Here is a 20,757-nt window from a genome sequence, read left to right on the forward strand (position 1 = left end):
AAAACCCGGCGCGCCCCATCTAAACCTAAACGACTATGTCCTCTCGGCTGACTTTCCTATGCATCACCACCTACTTCAAAGGCAACGATTTCCTGAGGGCGTGCAAAGAGGCCGGAAACACCGTTTTCCTGCTCACTGCAAAAAAACTCGAGCAAAAGCCCTGGGCCCGGGAGGCCATTGACGAGACTTTCTATATTGAAGAACAGGGACATAACAACTACAACCAGGACGAACTGATCAGGGGCCTGGCCTACGTATTCCGAACCCGGAAAATTGACCGTGTAGTGGCCCTGGACGATTTCGACGTGGAAAAGGCCGCATTCGTCAGGGAACAGTTCAGGATCCCGGGGATGGGAAGAACTACCGCCTCGTACTTCCGCGACAAACTGGCGATGCGGATAAAAGCAGCTGCATCCGGAATTCGCGTCCCGGCTTTCTCCAGTCTTTTCAATGATGCACAGATCAACGAATTCATTGAAAAACATCCCGGCCCGTGGATGGTAAAACCGCGAAGTGAGGCCTCTGCCGCCGGCATTACCAAAAGCCACTCCGCCGGTGAGCTCTGGGACACCATCCACGCCCTCGGCGATAAGCGGCACGAATACCTGGTAGAACAATATAAACCGGGGAATGTCTATCACGTAGATTGTCTTTCGGTAGGCGGAAAGGTGGTCTTCAACTGGTCGAGCATCTACCTGGCCCCACCATTTGACGTTGCGCACGGAGGCGGCATTTTCCGCTCGGCAACCGTTCCCTTCGGATCGCCCGAGCAGCACGCGCTGGAAACCATCAGTGTGGATGTTCTGAAAGCCTTCGGATTGCAGTACAGCGCCTCGCACACCGAGGTAATTCGTTCGCACGACGACGGCCATTATTACTTCCTGGAAACATCATGCCGGGTAGGCGGCGCCCACCTGGCAGATATGGTGGAAGCTTCGTCAGGGCTCAATCTTTGGAAAGAGTGGGCCCTGCTGGAGACTGCCGAGGCACTGGGTATCCCCTATTCACTGCCTCCCCTCCGGCGGGATTATGCCGGGATTGTCGTTTCACTGTCGCGGCATGAATGGCCGGACATGACGCCTTTTAACGCCCCGGAGGTAGTCTGGAAAATGCACGAATCGTTTCACGTCGGCTGCATTGTGCAATCCGCAGACCGTAACCGCGTATTGGAACTTCTTGATCAATATGCCGAGGTCATCCGGCTCGACTACCACGCTTCGGCGCCGAATTCGATCGACAGGATTTCATAAATACCGGCCCCGTTTGCTACCTTTGGCCCATGAAAACTTATTGGCGTTTACTTTCCTTTGCGCGGCCACTGAAGAAGTTTGTAGTGCCCTTTTTTTTCACCTCGTTGCTGGCGAGTATTTTCGGTATCCTCAACTTCACCCTGTTAATCCCACTTTTAAAGGTTCTTTTTAAACAGGGGGAAACCGCCCGCGTGGCTGCATCGGCGGTTCCTCCCCAGCCCCGCGCAAGCGTCGACTACCTGATCGAGGTTTTCAACTATCATTTTCAGTCCATCCTCCATACCTACGGCGAATGGGGTGCGCTCAAATTTGTATGCGTCATTATTATCGCCTCGGTAATGCTGTCGAACATTTTCCGCTACATAACGGCGCGGTTAATCGAAAAATTCAAAGTCAAAATGGTCGGCAGGCTCCGGCAGGCCGTTTTCGATACCACCATTGACCTCCATCTCGGCTTTTTTTCATCGGAACGAAAAGGGAACATCATTTCCCGCATCATTACCGACGTCCAGGAAGTGGAAAGTTCGGTCGCCAACTCGTTTTCAGCGGCTTTCAAAGAACTTTTCACCCTCATCAGCTTCCTGTATGTCCTTTTCAAGATATCGGTCACCCTGTCCCTTTTTGCTTTCCTGGTGATCCCCATTTCCGGCGCTTTCATTGCGGTTATCGTGCGGCAGATGCGGAGGGAAGCCCGTGACGGACAGAATCGTCTCAGCGGGCTGATCAGCCTGATGGACGAAGTGTTCGGCGGTATGCGGGTCGTCAAAGGTTTCAATGCCGAGGAATTCATACGAAATAAATTCCGGGTTGAAAATGAAGGGTACCAGCGCTCTATCAAATCGATGGCCTTCAAACGCGAAATGTCGTCTCCGTTTTCGGAATTCATGGGCGTTTTCGTTGTCGCAATGATCCTTTTATTCGGCGGTCGGATGGTGCTTTCAGGCGAGTCGTTACTCTCGGCGGAGGAATTTATCACCTATATCGCGATTTTCTCCCAGGTGATGCGCCCGGCAAAGGAAATTTCAAACGCATTCAGCAATACACAAAGAGGTATTGCGGCCGGCGAAAGAGTACTGGAACTTCTGGATGCGCAGAATACCATACTGGAAAAGCCCAACGCTACGGTGCTGCAGGACTTCAATGATAAAATCAGGGTAGAAAACGTTTCTTTCGACTACGACCCGGGTGCAAGAGTACTGCATGGGATTAACTTCGTGCTTGAAAAAGGGAAAACAGTTGCGCTGGTCGGCTCTTCGGGTGGAGGCAAATCCACAATCGCGGACCTGATCCCCCGTTTTTACGATCCTACAGAAGGGGCGATTTTTATCGACGATCACAACCTCAAGGATCTGACGATGAGCTCACTCAGAAACCAGATGGGCATCGTCACCCAGGAGTCCATTCTTTTCAACGACACCATTTACAACAACATTGTCTTCGGCACCAGCGCAAACGAAGAAGAGGTATACCGGGCCGCGCGCATCGCCAATGCACACCAGTTTATTACCGAACAGCCCAACGGTTACCATACGCTGATCGGAGAAAGAGGGACAAAGCTTTCGGGCGGGCAACGCCAGAGGATCAGTATTGCCCGTGCCGTGTTGAGAAACCCGCCTATTCTTATCCTCGACGAAGCTACTTCGGCGCTGGATACCGAATCCGAAAAGCTGGTACAGGACGCCCTTACGAAACTCATGGCCAACAGGACCGTACTCGTAATTGCCCACCGGCTCAGCACCATCCAGCATGCCGACGAGATTCTTGTGGTACACCAGGGTAAAATTATTGAACGCGGCTCCCACTCCCGGTTACTGGAAAACAGCGATGGATTCTACCGGAAATTAACCCTCATGCAGGGACTTTGACAGAATGCGGGCACCCCAAACCCGGCCGCAGGTGCCCGCAGGGTTTGGTAATAACCGCACTTTAGTCCTAACTTGTGCCATTCTTTGGGAGCACCCGGTGTTGCCTGAAGTATTTTTAATTGATAACTACTCGTCTACTATGCGCAAGGAATTTTCCCAGGCGGTTGAAAAACTGGCTCAACAAGACGATTCCATTGTTTTTATAACCGGAGACCTGGGATACAACGCCCTTGAGAACCTCCAGCAGAAGCTGGGAAAAAGGTTTATCAATGCCGGTGTAGCCGAACAGAACATGGTCGGCGTCGCGGCAGGCTTCGCACACAAAGGCTACCAGGTTATTTGCTACAGCATTGCCCCTTTTGTGGTGTACAGATGCCTGGAGCAATTCAGGAATGACGTGGGATTCCATAAGCTTCCGGTGTACCTCGTGGGGAACGGCGGCGGCTATGGCTACGGCATTATGGGGAGCACCCACCATGCACTGGAAGACCTGGCCTGCCTGAGCAGCCTCCAGAACGTAAAGGCCTGGGTACCGTCATTTGCCGACGAAGTAGCGCCTTTCCTTGCCGAAATAACCGAACGAAAAGGTCCGGCATACCTCCGGCTGGGCGCCGGTAAGCAAACACCCGACGGCGCAAGAAGAGCCGGCGATTTTAACATCTTACTGCAGCCCGGCAATGCAACGCTCACCGTTTTCGCGCTCGGCCCTATCGCCAACAATGTACTCGAAGCGCTCAAAAAAGTAGATGTTCCGGTCAATCTGGTTACTGCGGTAACTTTTCCATTCCGACTCAACGCTGACATCCGGGCCCTGGTCAGCCAAACCCCGGATGTCCTGGTAGCCGAAGAACATGTGTCAACCGGCGGCCTGGCGCAGCAGCTATCGGTTCAGCTCCTGGAAAACGGGCTGACACCGGGACGTTTCCGCAGCCTCCGGGCAGAAGGATATCCCAACGGTCTTTACGGCAGCCAGGCCTATCACCAACGCCTGTCGGGACTTGATGCGGATCACATAGCAGGACAAATTATGTCTTTTGTGAGCCAGAATGCATAAGCGCGCTGTATTCATATCGGTATTGATTGCCATTTTGCTCCCGGTAGCCGTGTACCTCCGGGTATGGGATTATTATGCTGTCAATATTGCCAAGTGGGACGACCACGTTTTGAAGCGCACCCTGCTGGATTACCTGCAGGTCAAAAACCTTGGAGAGCTGATCGGCGTTCTCAGTGTGCAGCACAATGAGCACCGCATTTTCCTTACCCGGCTCGCGGCAATTTGTGACTATGCCTATTTCGGTCAGCTGGACTATAAACACCTCATGTTTTTCGGGAACCTGCTGCTCCTGAGCGTGATCTTCCTCTGGTGGAGGCTGCTCCGGCACAACGGGAAGAGCCTGTTTGCACTGGTACCGGTTGCCCTGCTCTGGCCGACCCTTGCCAACTGGGAAAACATGTACTGGGGTATGGCGAGCATCCAGAATTTCGGCGTCGTTACCCTCACTTTAGCGACACTTTACTGGTGCCTGAAAGGCCCGTGGTCGTACCTTGCCGCCGGATTAGTAACGGCCGCCCTGGCGGCTTTTTCGAGCGGCAACGGGCTCCTGGCCCTTCCTATCGCCTCGGCCTTGCTGTTTTTGTCGCGCGAACCTAAAAAAGGTGCGGTCACACTGGCCGCTACCCTTCTCACCTTTGTTCTTTACTTCTACACCTACGTTAAACCCGACTATAACCCGGAATCCCGGGCGGGGGCATGGATGCTTTTTAAAGGATACATGGCTTTTATCGGCTCTTTTGCCGAAGTATTTCCCGTAAAGGGTCGCCAGGATACCAGCGTAGTCTTCGGGGTGATCCTCTTCCTGGTGAGCATTTCAATCGTATCTACCACCACCTTCCGGCTTCTCCGCAACCAGTACAAAGAGCACTACCTCAAAGTAACCGATGCATTCTGTCTCGGTGTGATGCTGTTTATCTTAGCCACGGCGGCTATCGTAGTCTGGGGGCGCGCGGGCTTCGGACTGGAAGTGCTCCTTACCAGCCGGTATAAAATCTATTCCTTTTTACTGCTGATCAACGCCTACCTGTTCATTGTCATCCCGATCAGGGGAAGCTTCTACCATCCTTATGTTTCGGGAGTAGCAGTACTGTGCCTGTTGTTCAATGTGTTTTCTTATCACTACTACCTTGTAGACGCCTATAATCTCCGGAAGTTCATGATCACCTCCTACTTCAACCAGGTCTATGACAACAAGGAACTGAACCCTTTTACGGCCGATACTACTGAAGCGCACGGACTGGTCGCGAAACCGGCATTATTCTACGAACGTTTTCTGCCGTTGATCCAAAACCTTACCAACGGTAAAACCACCGGGAACCTCCAACCACAGGTAAACAGCATCGCCGGGAACACCAAAGTAATCGTTGACGAGCACCGGATCAAGGTTGAAAACGAAAGCGACCCAAGCCAGCGGCTCCAGGACAGCGGGGTATACCTGCTTCTTTCAAATGCCCGCCGGTACTACCTGGTGCCGACGTTCAGAGAACGAAACCGGAACCGGAAGCAATTGTTTTTTAAACAACAGTATTTTGCCAGAGGTTTTCATTCGGAGCACCCTTTTGACGGCCTTGAGCTGGATCCCGGCAGGTATGGATACGGCCTGGTCCTGCAAAAGGGTGACAGCACCGGCATCATGATGTACAAAGATTCGCTATCGATACCGGAGTACGCGGCGGGGGTACGGATCAAAACCAACTGGTGAGGTTTTCGCCTGTAAAAACAAAATAAAGAAAGCTGAGTATTTATGGTGAAAAGCCAAATCGGAAAACAAAACGCTACCAATTACCTGATACAACTGGACGGGCTCCGTTTTGTAGCCATCGCTCTGGTATTGGTAGACCATTTCACCGCGGCCATCAACAAAATCCCGATCGGCCCCCTGGGCGTTAACCTCTTCTTTGTACTCAGCGGCTTCCTGATCACCCGCATACTCATTACCAGCCGTCAGAAATTCAAGGACGAACCCGGCGGTTTCCGCCAATATTTCAAGCGTTTTTTCATCAGGAGAAGCCTCCGGATTTTCCCGGTCTACTACCTCTGCATTCTCGTACTTTTTGTTTTCGACGTGCCGCCGGTGCGGGAGAAAATTTCATGGTTTGTACTTTACGGATCTAACATTTACATGGCCCTCCACCAGACCTGGATGGGTGTTGTGGATCACTTCTGGTCATTGTCGGTAGAGGAGCAGTTTTATATTATCTTCCCGCTGGTCATCTTTTTCCTGCCCAAAAAATGGCTGGTTCCGGCCTTTGTAATGATGTTGGCGGGAAGCATCGTGTTCCGTCTTTATTTCTTCCTGGCCGGTTACAACTGGATTGTCAACTATGTTTCCATGCCTGCCTGCCTGGATGCTTTCGGATTGGGCGCATTTATGGCGTGGCTGCTGCTTTTCCGCCCGGAGCAGTATAAAAAACTATTCGGCAGCAATTACGGCGTATTGCTGGGATTGCTCTTCTGGGCTGGGATTGTCTACTGGTCCAAAACATTTGATCAGCCCAAAAATATTGCCACAGATGTCTGGGAGCGGCTTGCAGGCGCTGTCTTTTGTTTTTTCCTGATTGGCAAGGGAGTGCTGGGCTACGGCGGCGCCATGAAGCTTTTCCTTGAAAACAGCATTGTACTCTACCTGGGTAAGATCAGCTACGGCCTTTATGCTTACCACAACCTGGTATATAACCATTTCCATAGCCCGCCTACGCACCCTACCCTGAGGGCGCTCCGGAAAATTGAACAAATAGTACCGGCCGTGGCACACAATATCGTTTTCGAATCCGTATTCTTTTTCCTGGTTACGGTGATGGTCGCATCACTCTCCTGGTACCTGATGGAAAAACCCATCAACGGCCTTAAAGATAGATGGACCTAATTCACAGGATTGGATAATTCCGGGTTGGCAAATCTGGATATTCTGTTTAATTTTGCGACCATTATTATACTAATCTTTCCTATACATGTCGTTTTTTTTGAGTATTGTAATGCCTGCCTATAATGAGGAGGACTGCATTGAACAGGTGGTTGGCAGTTGGACTGATTTTTTAAAAAGTAAATTCCCAGACAAGAAAACCACGCTGATCGTCATCAACGACGGCTCAAAGGACAAGACAGGAGAGATTCTTGACCGGATAAAAGTTAACCACACACACCTGACTGTTGTACATCAAAAAAACGGCGGCCACGGAAACGCAGTTGTAAACGGCTACAAAATGGCTTTGAAGCTCGATTCGGAATATGTATTCCAAACCGACAGCGACGACCAGTTTGTCACTGACGACTTTGACAAGCTGTGGCAGAAGCGCAACCAGTCGGAATTCATCCTTGGGTACCGTGAAATCAGGCATGATGCCAAAGTACGCCTGTTCATTACGCGTTTTTTGCGGAGCACCATATCGCTGGTGTACGGGACCTTCATTCTGGACAGCAACATTCCCTTCCGGCTCATTAAAGGTTCGTTCCTTCAGAAACTGATGGATCAGCTTCCGGACCCGGCCCCGTTTGCACCCAATATTTTCCTGGCGGTAATGGCCAAGAAATCGGGCCAGGAGCTTTTTGACATTCCCATAACGCACCGCGAGCGCATTTCAGGAACCGTATCGATCGTGAAGTGGAACCTCTGGAAAGTTTGCATCAGAAGCTTCCGCGAATTGCTCAGGTTCAGACTTGAGCTAAACCGTAAAATTAAAGCCATCAAAAAGGCTTAGCCGATTCGCACACATTTGTAAGCTAGTTCTGCCTTGAGAAAATCCCAAATATTCCTCTTGCTTCTAGCTGTATTGGCGGCTTTTCTGGGCTACCGTTGGTTTCGCTCGAGACCGCCTGAAGTCTGGAAGCACATTCCTGGTTCGGCAACGATTATCCTGTCGTCCGATCAGCTTCAGAATGCCTTGCGTGGTGAAAATGACTCGGCATCGGTCCTTTACCGGGACCTCCCCGTTGTATCGCTTGCCACAGGTACGCTTTCCATTATCAAATGGTTCAACCAGGACCCGGAGCAGGTAAATACCTTTTTGAAAGGTAAATCCATAACCTACGCCTTCCACCCGCTCGCGGGAGATCGCATGGGTATTGTTATTTACCTGCCTGTCAACAGTAAACTGGAAGAAAAATGGCTTGATAACCCCAAAGCAGGGTCCGTCAGGGTCAATTCCCATAATTTCCAGGGGCAGACGGTTACTGATATTTCCAACGATAAATCCGAAGTTCTCTTTTCCTACATTCTCAAAGACGATTACCTGATTGTCAGCCAGCATGGCGAATTGATAGAAGATGTCATCAGGAATGCAAAGTCAGGGAATTCCGCCCGGAACAGCGCGCTGAAACTGCTGGAGCCGGTCACAGAAGGCGCTTCGCATCTGAGCATCTATACCAACGGCCCTCAATGGCGCGAGTTTGTGCTGCCAACCGGCTTGCAACCCAACGTCGCGGCTTTCCTGGACCTCGTTCCCGACCAACTCGGATTTCATTTACAGAAGGGAACGCCGGCGCAGAAATTGCGCTTCTCCTCCGCGGCAAACAAAATCCCGGAAAACACCTATCATTTACTGACCGAAGCCCGGGAAGGTACCCCTTTCAGCAACACGGACTATATTTCGCAGCACACCACCCATATGATCCGGCTGGCGGTAAAAGATGAGGAGGGTTTCAGAAGCGACTACCGGAAATGGCTTAAAAACCGGAAAACACTTCCCGCCCTCAGTGCTCTTGACAAAATATCAGGAGACGAGATAACGCCGTTTTACCAGGAAATCGGGCCGGAAGTTATTTTGTGTATTAACGAGAATAGCGGCGGCCTTACCGACAGCAAACTAACGCTTGTCAAATTCGGCGACTTCGACAAGGTCAGGCCTGCCCTGCAAAAAATTGTTTCGAAATACGGGCCGGGCGCTAACCACAAAACTGCCATACAGGGGTACGAAGTTTACCCCATCCTGATCCCCGACCTGATGGAAGGCTTATTCGGCCCCCTGTTCAAAGGCTTTCAGGAGTCGTATGTCACTTTTATCCCCCCTTACCTGGTGGTCGGCAACAATTCGGCCACCATCCGGAATTACCTGATCGACTACGAAAACCAGTCGACCTGGACCCATTCCCCGGATCTCGACAGCACGGACTACCAGGGCGAAACCTCCGCACAGCTCATGCTTTTTTCGAATATGAACAAAGTAAGGGCAGGACTTTCTACCGGCAGAAAAGGGTTAAAATCAAGCCTTGATGAGGTTGCTACCACAATTTTGTCTTACAACCGGTCCGGGAAAAGTGCGCAGGTGAGCCTTGAGATCAACTACAATTCCTCAAAAAAAGCTGAAAGCCGATCCGAGCTCACATCAGACCTGGTGTGGAAAGACGTTTTTCCCACGGTTTTTTCTGCCATGGCCGGACTCTCCGAGCCCTTTCCGGCCATTTTGCTGACCGACAGCAAAAACCAACTGATAGAAATTACAAGCGACCCCGCAGCAAAGCCAAGGATTCTTGCCGAGCTCGACGGGCCGATGATCGGACGCGCTTACCGCGCCGACTTCCTGAACATCGGGCGCCCGCAGCGAATCGTCAGCACCGCTACCACGCTCTACGTCCTGGATGAAGATGACAAAGGTATTATAACGCTTCTGGCGGACCCGCTGCCTTTCCAGATCACTTCGATAGACCGGATGAACGACTCCCGTGAGAGCAGCGCGAGGTTCATGCTCCGGGGACGTGACCAAAACCTGTATGTTTGGGAACGTGTGCATCAACCGCCGGTCAAACTCGCCGTGAAAGGTAGCTTTGACGGCGTTCTCTCTCCTGTCGTTTCTTTTGCCCGGGGGAATGAGAACCATTTTATCGTAACCCAACGCAACGGCAGGGTATTTGTTCTGGACGAAAAAGGCAATATTGTCCCGGGCTTCCCTTTTGATATGCTTTCCGGCATCGGAGGCGCCTTCGCGGCCATCCAGAGCAACGGGAAAGGGCTTGCCATCCAGGGCGTGAGCAACCTGGGTGACTTCGTAAAAGTAGGCACCGAAGGACAAACCCTTGAGCGCCGGCAGTTGCTGATCCCCGAAGGGGGCTGCACCTTCAGCACCCTGTTTGATGAAAACGCACTGGACTGGCTATTGCTTCGCCAGACCAAAAGCCGGGCGGCGATCCTCCAAAAGGATGGCAGCGAGATCTTCGAAGTTGTCAACCTCAAGCCCGGTTTCAGCATCAGGTACCATCATTTTGGAAGCGACAACCGTTTTATTTCTGTGGTTTCAGGCGGTTTTGTGTCTATCTTTGATTTCGCCGGGAACCGCATCGGCGATGCTCCCATGCCCTGCCAGGGAGCGCTGGGGTTGACTTTCACCGGGTCAAAAAGGACCTTGAGTGTATTCAGCCAGGTAGAAGGTAAAATCCAGGTCTGGACTATCAAATTAGGATGAAGGCACTAAAAATCGCTACCCTTGTCTTCTTTTCAGCGCTTTGGGTGCTGGGCCTGGCCAACTATGACCGGGTATATCCTTACCTGTACCGGTCGGGCCTTATCGAGGACGAATATCGCTATGGTGATCTTTTCCGGCTTTCCTACCTGCCGCAATTCAAGGAAGTTCTGACAACGTGCCAGGAACCGCTGACGCTCAGGAAAACATCCTCCCGGCCGCTCCACCTGTACGTGCTTGGCGATAGCTTCCTGGAGCCACAGCGCATAGACAGCAGCGATTTCGTGGCCGATCAGTACCATTTTATTAAATGGGACAACTTCCAGCATGTCAGGCTGGATACGGCCGCTACCAATGTCGTGCTGATCGAGAGTGTGGAACGACATCTCCGGCAGCATTTCGACGGGAACCCCGCCTCCTATTTTATAGCCGACACCGCGAACTTCCCGGAAAAATGGAGCGAAAAAAAGTGGATGTCCAGAATCGATAATTTTTTCAAGTCCGACCGGACCGAAAGCCAGCTGGGGCTTTTACTCACCAGCAACCGCCTGGGCGTATGGTGCAAAGAACTGAAGTCGGCATTCAATTTCCGGGTCTTCAACCGCACCGAAAGCGGCGTTACGGTTTCAAATGACAAAAAGCACCTGGTTTACTACCTCGACACCGACACCCTGAACTACCCGTACACTTCCGGTTTTTCTCACCTTACCGAAGCGCGCGTGGACTCGGTAGTACAGGGTGTAAACAAGACACAGGAGGAGTTGCTTGCCATGGGTTTTGACCACTTCGTACTGTCGGTGATTCCCAATAAGTCAACGATTGTTATGCCTGATTACGGACCGTATAACCACCTGATCGAGCGTGTACAGCAACACCCCGGGCTTAAAGCCCCCCTGATCAGCGTTCTGGACGAATACCGTAAACTTGGGGCAGCCGCCTACCTGGTAAGCGATTCGCACTGGACCTGCGAGGCCAGATCCGTCTGGGTACAAAAAATCAACCGGCATCTGCTCGGCCTTTCCTCCACTGTACCGGCGCGCAGCTGCATGACACCCGGTTCCAGGAACCAACTGATCAGGAAAACGCTCTAAAAACTATCGGACTGTCCCTTTCTCGCGGCTGGGAAAATCGGTGGGCACTTTTTGAGTTACTTTCCCGGTGGCGGCCCATTCGGTTCCACGCTGAAGGGTCACTATAAAACCGACACAGCGCTGCGAATAGTTTTCATGCCCCAGCGTCGTGTGAAATACGCGCCCTCTCCCATAAGGTATAGCCATGAGTACCGGCTCATGCCGGCCCGAGCCCTTGGTCTCAACCGTGGCATTTGCGGTGGCCAGCACGGTCACCTCCCGGGCCGGTCCACGGAGGCGATCATAGAGTTCATCTTTCTGATGCAGCCATTCAGTTGGCAGCCCCTTCATAATCGGGTGTCCGGGTGTGCGCGTCGTTACCACAAACTCGTGCTGCAGACCGTGGCTTCCGCCTTTGCCGGGGGTAACGTCCTGAACCACCTCACCTTTCTTCTCGTCAAAATACAAATAAGGTCCTGAATGCTCATCCCTGCCTTCCCACCCCCCGATTCCGATCATCCGGTTATAAGCCTCCCATTTGGGAAAGGCGTTATCTGCCGCATGAACAATTACCAGTCCTCCACCCGCTTCTACAAATTTTTCGAACGCGGCATTTGTCTTTTCGGACCACGGCTCGCCATTGTAATTGGACAACACAACATCATAGCCACCGAAATCAGGTGAAAAGGTACTCATATCGCCGCCCTTGGCTGGTGTAGTAATGATATCCACACGAAAAAGGCGGGTTTCTTCCAGTATCTTCTTCATAAATGCCGACCCCTCGTTCATGTTCCTGTGGTTGTTTTGCCCGTCGATAATAAGCACGGACATTTGGCCCGCCACCATCTGACTGAGCAGTAAAAGAATAACGAAGCAAACAAATCTTAACATAAGCATATGAATTCCAGGTAAATTTCCATTGGTCAAAAAACCTTTGAAAACCCTGCGTTTACTCATTTATCTGCCATTATTTTTTCGCTGAACTGCCGGACCAGATCCGGTTCATATCCTTTCCCTATTGCGTAGCGCATCAATTTCATCTGTAGCATGCGGCGGTCCGGTTCGGTTCGGCTCAATTGGCCCGCTTTTTTCTCCAGGAGCTTTTGGAGACCTTCGCGGTAAGCAGTTTCATCCAGCTCCCGCATTCCTTCACTGATGCTGTAGGTTCCGACTCCCCGCCGTTGCAACTCTTGCCTGATCTTAATCCTTCCCCATTGCTTGACGCGATGCTTACCGCCGGCAAAAGATTTGGCAAACCTTTCTTCACTGAGAAAGTTCCGGACAATGAGTTCAGCAATGATCTCATCGGCGGCCTCACCCCATACCTGCCACTTCCGAAGCCGCTCGCGTACTTCGTGGTGCGTTCGCTCCTGGTAGGCACAGAATGCCGCAGCTTTGTTGAAAATTACTAAGTCCATTGCGATCGTCCCGGTAGAAATGGGCCGGATTTTAACTATTTTGCGTAAACAAATATAGATGTATTCAAACAGCGGAAAGAGCAAATTCAGCGTACTTTTATGACATCCCTTAACATTTCACGCCGTAAATGGCTTAAAACGGCTGCACCGCTCCTGGTGGCCGGGTCGGGTACCACCCTAAACTTTGCTCCGAAGCCGCTTATCCGGTTTATCGTAGCCTCCGACGGTCACTTCGGCCAGCCCAACACTCCTTTTGAACAAAATCACAAAACTTTTGTCAACTGGATCAACCAGGAAAAATTTCAGAAAGGGCTGGACTTCGTTATTCTGAACGGGGATCTCATTCATGACGACCCCACCTTGCTGTATGACTTCAAAACGTCTCTCAAACCTCTGCTTGTTCCCTATTATGTAACCCGGGGGAACCATGATAAAGTGGCGCTGGATGTATGGAAGAGCACCTGGGGATACCCTACCAACCACAGTTTTACCTGGGCCCGGCATGCCTTCCTCCTGCTGGACACTTCCAACGAAGCCGGGAAGTACCTTTGTCCGGATATCGACTGGGTGAAGCAGGAGCTTAAGAAATATGAAGATGAAAAAGGAATTTTTGTGTTCATGCACATAACTCCCGCCAGGTGGACGACACACGGCGTTGATTGCAAGGAATTGCGGGAGCTGTTTGCCGCTACGCCTAATCTTAAAGCCATTTTTCACGGGCACGACCACGACCAGGACTCCGTCAAGACCGAAGGCGGGAAGCCCTATTTCTTCGACGCTCATTTCGGTGGCAGCTGGGGCACCACCTATAAAGGCTACCGCGTAGTAGAAGTAGCGGAAGACGGCACCTGGTCTTCTTACCAGTTTAATGCGTCGGCGGACCCCAAAATCAACTCATTTGAAGGGAAATAGCAGGGAATGGGGAAGCTGAAGGCGCCGGAAAAGTGATCCCGTCTGGATCGCATCATGCCGGTATAGCCGCCCCGAAAAAAGAAAAAAGCGATATGTATTGACAGATGCTGTGTTTTTTTATTACTTTTACAATAGTAACATCTAAACCTCAACTGCTATAATCGCAGCTATGTCAACTACCCCTCAAACGAATTCCTGAGCCTATGACCTGAACCTTACCATTACACATTACGTGAGGCCGGATGTTTTTCTTTTCATCCGGCCTTTTATTTTATGTTATAAGATCCGGTGCGCAAATTTTGGCATGACATTCACCTGCTTTTATACCGGTATGTGATAAGTTTATGAATATCTTTGCGAGAATAACCGACCGTACCCCGACCCAACTCAGTTTGTTCGTAAAAGTAGCCAAGTTTTCACCGATTTGCGGACGCGGAACACCGCAAGCCCCGAGTAAGCGCTACACAGAACTACAGACTGGTTGCGCCTGTGTCGTTGCCGCATTCTGTAAGCATGGCTGAGTTTGAAAACCATACCGATCTACAGTTGACTACCTCGCTCCGGCAGGGAGTGGAGGAGGCATTCGACGAGATTTATCGCCGGTATTGGCGGGTGCTTTACAATGAAGCATTGAAACGCCTCGGCGAAATTGATTATGCAGAGGAAGTAGTGCAGGATATTTTTATCGACCTCTGGTCCAACCGGAGAAACCGGGAAATTGAAGAGCTCTACCCCTATTTGCTTACTGCTGTCCGCTACCAGGTATTTGCCTATTACCGCAAACTAAAGCGACTGCCTGCTTTCGAAGAACCGTTGGAATACATGGGCGTCAGCACGGATAAAGCCGATAGTTCCTTTTTTCTCGAAGAACTGCACACCGGTATCCTGCGGTGGCTCAACAGTCAACCGGAAAAACGGAGAGAAATTTTCCGCCTCCGCCTGCTTGAACAGCTTTCTACCAAAGAAATCGCCGACCAGCTTCATATTACCCAAAAGACCGTGCAAAATCAGCTCATTAACGGACAGGATAGCCTTAGAACGGCTGTATCGAAGCTGTTGATGCTGTTCTGAAAAGGTGCTTGTTCCATGTTTCCATTTCCCATACAGCATGGAACATGACAGATCGGCGAAAAAGCCGGAATATATTTAGAAAAATTTACCAAATCCAAGATTAATTAGGACAATACAAGCCAACTCTATACAAGCTGGAATCGCCTTCTCATTACCGGAATGAATAAGGGGCAAAATATCGTGTTCACTACCAAATCGATTGAAAGTGGGGGAATTACTACCAAATCAGGTGCGAGACCACGAATGGCTGACCAATTTGAAAAACGGATGCCAGTCGACTTTTACAGAGATCTACAATGAGTACTGGTATCCGCTTTTCCTGTTTGCCTACCGTAAAACTGAAATCAAAGAAGTAGCGGAGGAAATTGTGCAGGAAATCTTTACCAGGCTGTGGAAAGATCGTACCAAACTTGAAGTAATCAACTTCAGCGCCTACCTCTTTTCCAGCGTACGTTTCGAAGTAGTCGATCATATACGGAAAAGCATACAGAAAGAGGGTTACCAGAAATACTGCGAGTCTTTTCGTCCCTATGCAGCGCTTTCAACCGAAGACATGGTTCACTACAACGACCTGCTCAGCAACTTTAACCAGGCGGTATTGCAGCTTCCCGATAAAACCCGCGAAGTATTTCACCTGAGCAGGATGGAGCATTGGCCGGTATCAAAAATTGCGAAACACTTATCCATCTCCGAGAAAACCGTGGAATATCACCTGGGTCGGGCCACGCGTTACATCAAAACTACACTGCGCGAGCACACGACGGGCAGCGCCGTCATTATATTGGATTTTATAAATAATCTTCTATAAAAAAGTGCTTCTTCACATAAACTTTCCCATTTTCTAGTGCCTTGCCCTGGGGATTTTGCAAGGTTATACGGCTTGTTAGTAGCCGCGCCGGAAAACGTACAGTCCCGGGCCGTGCAGGCGATAGTTCCCGAAAATGGAAAAATCTGAATTCGAAAATCTTTTGTGGCGTTACAGGGCAGGCCTCTGTTCGGAAGACGAGATAAGAAGAATTAATCTCTGGCTTTCCGAGCTTAACGAGACGTCTGCGCCCGAGATCTCGGAAGACGAAAAGGCGGAGCTGAAAATCCGGCTGAAGCATTCCATAGATACAAAACTTGCTGAAGCAACCGGGTTACCCCGCCCTGTACGGCGCCTTGGTGCAGCCGCCGGATATCTTACCCGGGCAGCCATAGTACTGATCTTCCTCTCGGCCGGCTTCTACTTTTTCCTGAGTACTGAGAAGAAAGGCCGGGAATCGACCTCCTGGATTTCCAGCTGGGAGAACCGCATCCGGCATGGTTCCTGGCATGCAGTTACAAGGGAAAATAAAGGCGAAAGCCCTATGAACATTCTTCTGCCTGACCATAGTAAAATTACACTGCTGCCGGGAAGCAGCATTACCTACCGGGACCCGTTTGAAGACCAAAGCCGGGAAGTCACCCTGCAAGGGAACGCGTTCTTCGAAATTACACGCGATGTGTCCCACCCCTTTTTCGTCTACCATGGCAATCTTGTTACACAGGTGCTCGGCACCAGTTTCTGGATAAAAAGCAATGAAGCCCTCAGAACACAGGAGGTGGAGGTAGTGACCGGCAGCGTTCGCCTCAGGGAGAAAAAAATCATCCGTGGAAACAAAGAGGGAATTATATTAAAACCCAGCCAGAAAGCAACCTATTTTGAAGAACGCGGCGACCTTCTTCAGCCATCGCCTGCGAAAAAACCTTTAAACGAAAACGAAAGGCCGGACCATCTCTTAACCATCAATTTCCAAAACGAAACGCTTGCACATATCAGAACGGTCCTGGAAGGCGAATACGGCGCTGAAATAGTATTGGCCAACCCGAAACTTCAATTTTGTACGTTTACAGGTGACGTTAGCAACCTCACACTTGGGGAAGCTCTCGGAGTTATCTGCAAATCCATCCAATCAGTCGACTACGATATAATTGGCAATCAATATGTTCTGTACGGAAAAAGCTGCGATTAGCGGCCAAAACTTCAAAAAGCCTATGATCTGAACCAACTAAACCACTGTTTCAAACCGCATCATTAACGACCTTCAACTAATCTTAACATCACCTGTTTATCCGGGAGATTGTGAAACGCGGCGAATTCGCGCCTTAGCTTCACAAACTACTATTCATTTGTTATGAACAAATTATTCTCAACATGCAACAGTTAGGAAAAAGCCCGTACAAGCATTTTGCTGCAAAACTGGCCCTGTTGGCAGTGCTTTTGGTTCTGTTCTCAACGAAGTCGTCCGTCGCGATCGGCCAGCTTAACCAGCGCGTCCTGGACCGGAATGTAACACTTAAGGCTGAAAAACTGGAGCTGCGACAGGTTCTCCGGCAAATTGAGGAACAAGCCAAAGTCAAGTTTGCCTACAGCGAAAAAAACATCGATACCCGGCGCAGGGTGAGTATTAGCGTGACCGGTCAAACCCTGGGAGAAGCACTGGCGCAACTTCTGAAACCGCTGCAAATCGAGTTCAGTGAAGTATCGGGGCGCATCCTGCTTACCCCGGCCAGGCCGGATGAAATGCCTGACCTGCAACGCGGTGAAACCCGCATGCCTCTGCCCGGTCGGCAGGTCTCAGGAACCGTAACCGATGAAAAGGGAGAACCCCTGCCAGGCGTAAACATTATGGTTAAAGGTACGCAGCGCGGCACCAGTACCGACATTGAAGGCCGATTTCAAATCGATGTAGAAGACCCTGCTTCGGTCCTGATACTCTCTTTTGTGGGTTTTGTGAGCCAGGAAATCATAGTCGGATCGCGTAGCAGCATTACCGTGGTAATGAAAGAAGATCCCAAAAACCTGGAGGAAGTGATCGTGGTCGGTTTCGGACAACAAAAGAAGGTGTCCGTAACCGGGGCTGTATCGGTGGTGTCTTCGGATGAAATCAAACAAACCAGTTCGGCAAGCCTGGCAGTAGCCCTTGCCGGTAAGCTTCCGGGACTAACCTCGCTGCAATCCGGCGGCGGTCAACCCGGCCGGGATGACGCCATTATGTACCTCCGCGGAGCAGCAACCTTGAACACAACCGCACCCCTGATCCTGATCGACGGTGTACCCCGCGAGAACATCAGGACGATAGACCCGAACGAGGTTGAATCCATCTCTGTTTTGAAAGACGCCTCTGCTACAGCTGTGTTCGGGGTGCGGGGAGCAAACGGTGTCATCATCATCACGACGAAACGGGGGACAAACGGCAAGACTTCCTTCAATGTAACGGCAGAACAGACCTTCAGCAGCTTTACCAAAGAGCCGGAGCGCCTTCATTCGGTAGATTACATGGCGCTGCGAAACCAGGCGCTGGCCAATGACAAGCTCCCGATCCTGTACACGGAGGACGTCATAGAAAAATACCGCAATCCGTTGGCGGGACTCGATCCGAATGCCCCTGACTACGCGGAACAGAAGCGGATTCGCGAATACATGTACCCGGATCATGACTATTACAGGGAGCTTTTCAAGCGTTACTCCCCTCAGACGCGCATCAACGTAGGTGCGAGCGGAGGAACCGACAAGATCGGCTATTTCATAAACGGCACCTACCTTCACCAGGGAGGAAATCTAAAAACCGAACCCAAGTCGACACTCGGCTACGACCCGTCGTCGTGGATGGACCGCTATAGTTTCCGGTCCAACCTCGATTACAAGATGACGTCCTTCCTGAAGTCATTCCTGAACATAGGGGCTTATATTGAAAAAGTGAATATGCCTGCCGCGTGGTTGTACGGAGGAGGTGATACCAACTGGATGATGAGCGACCTTTTCTACCAGGCGCAAACGATTCTCCCCATCACGCCGGGCCCCGTCACCATTGAAGGATTTGGCGTGGCCCCCGGCCAAATCGTGGACCCGGGCTATATGGACCGGTCGGCTTTCGAAATTATGAACAGGTTCGGCTACCGGAACGAAGTCCGCTCCAACCTCAATTCTACATTCGGCATGGAGCTCGACCTCGGCCAGTTCGTAACCCCCGGCCTGTCGGTCAAAGGAATGGTGTCGTACGATGCCATCTCTACCACCGCGATGCAGGCAGAAAAAACAGAACGCCTGTTCCTGACCAACCTGGACATCGCCAACAACACCTTCACTTATGCCACCAAACGGCCGGATGAGCGGCTCATCAGCCTGGTTAAAGGCGCAGATTCCAGGTACAATATCAACATCCAGGGGACCATCAACTACGCCAGGACTTTCGATGAAAAACACGATCTCACTGTTATGTTCCTCGGCCAGCGCGACAACTGGGAGAGTACCCTCGGCGAAATTCCATTTAACGTATTGGGGGTGGCCGGCCGCTTCACCTATGCTTATGACAACCGGTACCTGGCAGAGTTCAACATGGGTTATAACGGATCGGAACAGTTCTCTCCGGCTAAACGGTTCGGCTTTTTCCCCGCCGCATCTATAGGTTGGGTGGCGTCAAATGAAGCCTTTCTGAAATCGTCTCAGTGGTTGACAAACCTGAAATTCCGCGCCTCTTTCGGGAAAGTAGGAAACGACCGGATGGTGGGCACCCGCTTTCTTTACCTCGACAATATTACAGTCGGCGGCGGCCCCCTCGGCAGCCTCGGAATGGGTCAGGGGATCGACCAGGGACTGCTCGGCAACCCGAATATTACCTGGGAAGTAGCAGAAAAAAAGAACCTTGGAATTGACGTGGAATTGTTCAGGAACCTGTCGCTCACCTTCGATTATTTCACCGAGCGCAGAAGCCAAATCCTTATCGCACGCGGATTGGTCCCCGCCTTACAGGGCGTGCCCATCTCGAACCTGCCCCGCGTCAACATGGGAAAGGTGGACAACAAGGGCTTTGAACTGGAGCTGACCTATAACAAGGCGATCGGTTCCGACTTCACCTTTACTGCCCGCGGAAATTTCGGTATGAACCGGAACAAGGTGATTTATGCGGATGAACCGAAGCGCGACGGCAGCTATATCGAGCCTTATCTGTCAACCGGGCTACCTATGGCTACCAACTTCGGCTACAGGATTGACTACAGCAACGGAAACGGGTATTTCAACACCCAGGAGGAACTTGACACTTACCTCAAAACGACCAAATATGCCTTTGGTACGCCACGTCTCGGCGACTTCATATACAAAGATCTGAACCAGGACGGAACGGTAGATGACAAGGATGTTCAGCGAATCGGCTGGAGCCGTATCCCCGGCGTCATTTACGGTCTCACGCTCAGCCTCAACTACAAAGGCTTTGGCCTGATGGCCTTCTTCCAGGGCCTTGGAAGGTATTCACAAACCTATGGCAACCAGGGAGTGTGGGAAAATATAATCCGGGGAACCTACTTCGGCTATCACCGCACCGCCTGGACCCCCGAACGGTATGCTGCCGGTGAGGAAATCACCTACCCCGCCCTCAGCACCCTTCAGAACACCAACCATCGGGCTAACGATTTTTTTGTGATGAACAAAGCCTTTACCCGTATCCGCAATGCGGAAGTCAGCTACGAGCTGCCAAGAAAGCTCCTGGACGGCATCGGGGTAAAAGACATGCGGCTATATCTGAGCGGCCAGAATCTGTTTACCTGGAACAAACTAAAAATGGACCACCTGGATCCGGAAAACACCAATTCAATAGGTTACCCGGTAACCAGGACGATGAATTTAGGCGTTAACCTGACCTTTTAATCCCGGCGATAGATAGCCATGAGCGGAGAGTTATTAGCCCTAAGCTACACGCCGCGG

Annotated in this window: 15 protein-coding genes; 13 read left to right on the forward strand and 2 right to left on the reverse strand. The window is 51.1% G+C overall.

Annotation, left to right across the window (positions count from 1 at the left end; genetic code table 11):
- The first annotated feature begins 35 nt into the window (after nucleotides 1–35).
- From ABD852_RS13900 to ABD852_RS13935, 8 genes are all read left to right on the forward strand, one after another.
- Complete coding sequence (locus tag ABD852_RS13900; RefSeq protein WP_345029869.1) at nucleotides 36–1,250, forward strand: ATP-grasp domain-containing protein; 1,215 nt, start codon at nucleotides 36–38, stop codon at nucleotides 1,248–1,250.
- Nucleotides 1,251–1,279: 29 nt separating this feature from the next.
- A complete protein-coding gene (locus ABD852_RS13905; protein WP_345029870.1) occupies nucleotides 1,280–3,115 on the forward strand; it encodes an ABC transporter ATP-binding protein in 1,836 nt (611 codons plus the stop codon).
- 139 nt (nucleotides 3,116–3,254) lie between these two features.
- Nucleotides 3,255–4,169: a transketolase family protein gene (locus ABD852_RS13910; RefSeq protein ID WP_345029871.1), complete on the forward strand. Its 915-nt coding sequence runs from the start codon at nucleotides 3,255–3,257 to the stop codon at nucleotides 4,167–4,169.
- Nucleotides 4,162–5,871 carry a glycosyltransferase family protein gene (locus ABD852_RS13915; protein ID WP_345029872.1) on the forward strand — a complete coding sequence of 570 codons (1,710 nt, stop codon included), beginning with the start codon at nucleotides 4,162–4,164 and terminating at the stop codon, nucleotides 5,869–5,871. Before ABD852_RS13910 ends, ABD852_RS13915 begins: the two co-directional genes overlap by 8 nt.
- 42 nt (nucleotides 5,872–5,913) lie before the next feature.
- Nucleotides 5,914–7,035 carry an acyltransferase family protein gene (locus ABD852_RS13920; RefSeq protein WP_345029873.1) on the forward strand — a complete coding sequence of 374 codons (1,122 nt, stop codon included), beginning with the start codon at nucleotides 5,914–5,916 and terminating at the stop codon, nucleotides 7,033–7,035.
- 85 nt (nucleotides 7,036–7,120) lie between these two features.
- Nucleotides 7,121–7,867: a glycosyltransferase family 2 protein gene (locus ABD852_RS13925; RefSeq protein ID WP_345029875.1), complete on the forward strand. Its 747-nt coding sequence runs from the start codon at nucleotides 7,121–7,123 to the stop codon at nucleotides 7,865–7,867.
- 57 nt (nucleotides 7,868–7,924) lie between these two features.
- Nucleotides 7,925–10,564: a hypothetical protein gene (locus ABD852_RS13930; RefSeq protein WP_345029876.1), complete on the forward strand. Its 2,640-nt coding sequence runs from the start codon at nucleotides 7,925–7,927 to the stop codon at nucleotides 10,562–10,564.
- Complete coding sequence (locus ABD852_RS13935; RefSeq protein ID WP_345029878.1) at nucleotides 10,561–11,652, forward strand: hypothetical protein; 1,092 nt, start codon at nucleotides 10,561–10,563, stop codon at nucleotides 11,650–11,652. The genes ABD852_RS13930 and ABD852_RS13935 overlap by 4 nt, the downstream gene beginning before the upstream one ends.
- Nucleotides 11,653–11,655: 3 nt before the next feature.
- Here ABD852_RS13935 and ABD852_RS13940 read toward each other — a convergent pair whose 3' ends face one another.
- Nucleotides 11,656–12,528, reverse strand: a complete 873-nt coding sequence (locus tag ABD852_RS13940) for a ThuA domain-containing protein (protein ID WP_345029880.1) — start codon at nucleotides 12,526–12,528, stop codon at nucleotides 11,656–11,658.
- Nucleotides 12,529–12,584: 56 nt separating this feature from the next.
- Nucleotides 12,585–13,049, reverse strand: coding sequence for a regulatory protein RecX (locus ABD852_RS13945; protein ID WP_345029882.1), 465 nt, complete (start codon nucleotides 13,047–13,049; stop codon nucleotides 12,585–12,587).
- Between the two features lie 99 nt (nucleotides 13,050–13,148).
- On the opposite strand from ABD852_RS13945, the gene ABD852_RS13950 reads away from it, so the two are divergent.
- The 5 genes from ABD852_RS13950 (at nucleotide 13,149) to ABD852_RS13970 (ending at nucleotide 20,700) form a co-directional block, all read left to right on the forward strand.
- Nucleotides 13,149–13,961 (forward strand): metallophosphoesterase family protein, encoded by an 813-nt coding sequence (locus ABD852_RS13950; RefSeq protein WP_345029883.1) that lies wholly within the window; start codon nucleotides 13,149–13,151, stop codon nucleotides 13,959–13,961.
- 513 nt (nucleotides 13,962–14,474) lie between these two features.
- Nucleotides 14,475–15,032 (forward strand): RNA polymerase sigma factor, encoded by a 558-nt coding sequence (locus ABD852_RS13955; protein ID WP_345029885.1) that lies wholly within the window; start codon nucleotides 14,475–14,477, stop codon nucleotides 15,030–15,032.
- A gap of 229 nt (nucleotides 15,033–15,261) precedes the next feature.
- The gene (locus ABD852_RS13960; RefSeq protein ID WP_345029888.1) at nucleotides 15,262–15,840 is read left to right on the forward strand and encodes an RNA polymerase sigma factor; all 579 of its coding nucleotides are present in this window, start codon (nucleotides 15,262–15,264) and stop codon (nucleotides 15,838–15,840) included.
- A 133-nt stretch (nucleotides 15,841–15,973) separates the two neighbouring features.
- On the forward strand, nucleotides 15,974–17,026 hold the full coding sequence (locus ABD852_RS13965) for a FecR family protein (protein WP_345029890.1): 1,053 nt from the start codon (nucleotides 15,974–15,976) through the stop codon (nucleotides 17,024–17,026).
- Nucleotides 17,027–17,208: 182 nt separating this feature from the next.
- Nucleotides 17,209–20,700 carry a TonB-dependent receptor gene (locus ABD852_RS13970; protein ID WP_345029891.1) on the forward strand — a complete coding sequence of 1,164 codons (3,492 nt, stop codon included), beginning with the start codon at nucleotides 17,209–17,211 and terminating at the stop codon, nucleotides 20,698–20,700.
- Nucleotides 20,701–20,757 lie beyond the last annotated feature (57 nt).

This window comes from Ravibacter arvi (assembly GCF_039540405.1).
In the GTDB taxonomy this organism is placed as follows: Bacteria; Bacteroidota; Bacteroidia; order Cytophagales; family Spirosomataceae; genus Ravibacter; species Ravibacter arvi.

Coding starts and splice junctions, on each gene's coding strand:
- ABD852_RS13905 (WP_345029870.1), top strand. CDS start 1,280: ATGAAAACTTATTGGCGTTTACTTTCCTTTGCGCGGCCACTGAAGAAG.
- ABD852_RS13910 (WP_345029871.1), top strand. CDS start 3,255: ATGCGCAAGGAATTTTCCCAGGCGGTTGAAAAACTGGCTCAACAAGAC.
- ABD852_RS13950 (WP_345029883.1), top strand. CDS start 13,149: ATGACATCCCTTAACATTTCACGCCGTAAATGGCTTAAAACGGCTGCA.
- ABD852_RS13915 (WP_345029872.1), top strand. CDS start 4,162: ATGCATAAGCGCGCTGTATTCATATCGGTATTGATTGCCATTTTGCTC.
- ABD852_RS13965 (WP_345029890.1), top strand. CDS start 15,974: ATGGAAAAATCTGAATTCGAAAATCTTTTGTGGCGTTACAGGGCAGGC.
- ABD852_RS13940 (WP_345029880.1), bottom strand. CDS start 12,528: ATGCTTATGTTAAGATTTGTTTGCTTCGTTATTCTTTTACTGCTCAGT.
- ABD852_RS13900 (WP_345029869.1), top strand. CDS start 36: ATGTCCTCTCGGCTGACTTTCCTATGCATCACCACCTACTTCAAAGGC.
- ABD852_RS13955 (WP_345029885.1), top strand. CDS start 14,475: ATGGCTGAGTTTGAAAACCATACCGATCTACAGTTGACTACCTCGCTC.
- ABD852_RS13925 (WP_345029875.1), top strand. CDS start 7,121: ATGTCGTTTTTTTTGAGTATTGTAATGCCTGCCTATAATGAGGAGGAC.
- ABD852_RS13920 (WP_345029873.1), top strand. CDS start 5,914: ATGGTGAAAAGCCAAATCGGAAAACAAAACGCTACCAATTACCTGATA.
- ABD852_RS13935 (WP_345029878.1), top strand. CDS start 10,561: ATGAAGGCACTAAAAATCGCTACCCTTGTCTTCTTTTCAGCGCTTTGG.
- ABD852_RS13970 (WP_345029891.1), top strand. CDS start 17,209: ATGCAACAGTTAGGAAAAAGCCCGTACAAGCATTTTGCTGCAAAACTG.
- ABD852_RS13945 (WP_345029882.1), bottom strand. CDS start 13,049: ATGGACTTAGTAATTTTCAACAAAGCTGCGGCATTCTGTGCCTACCAG.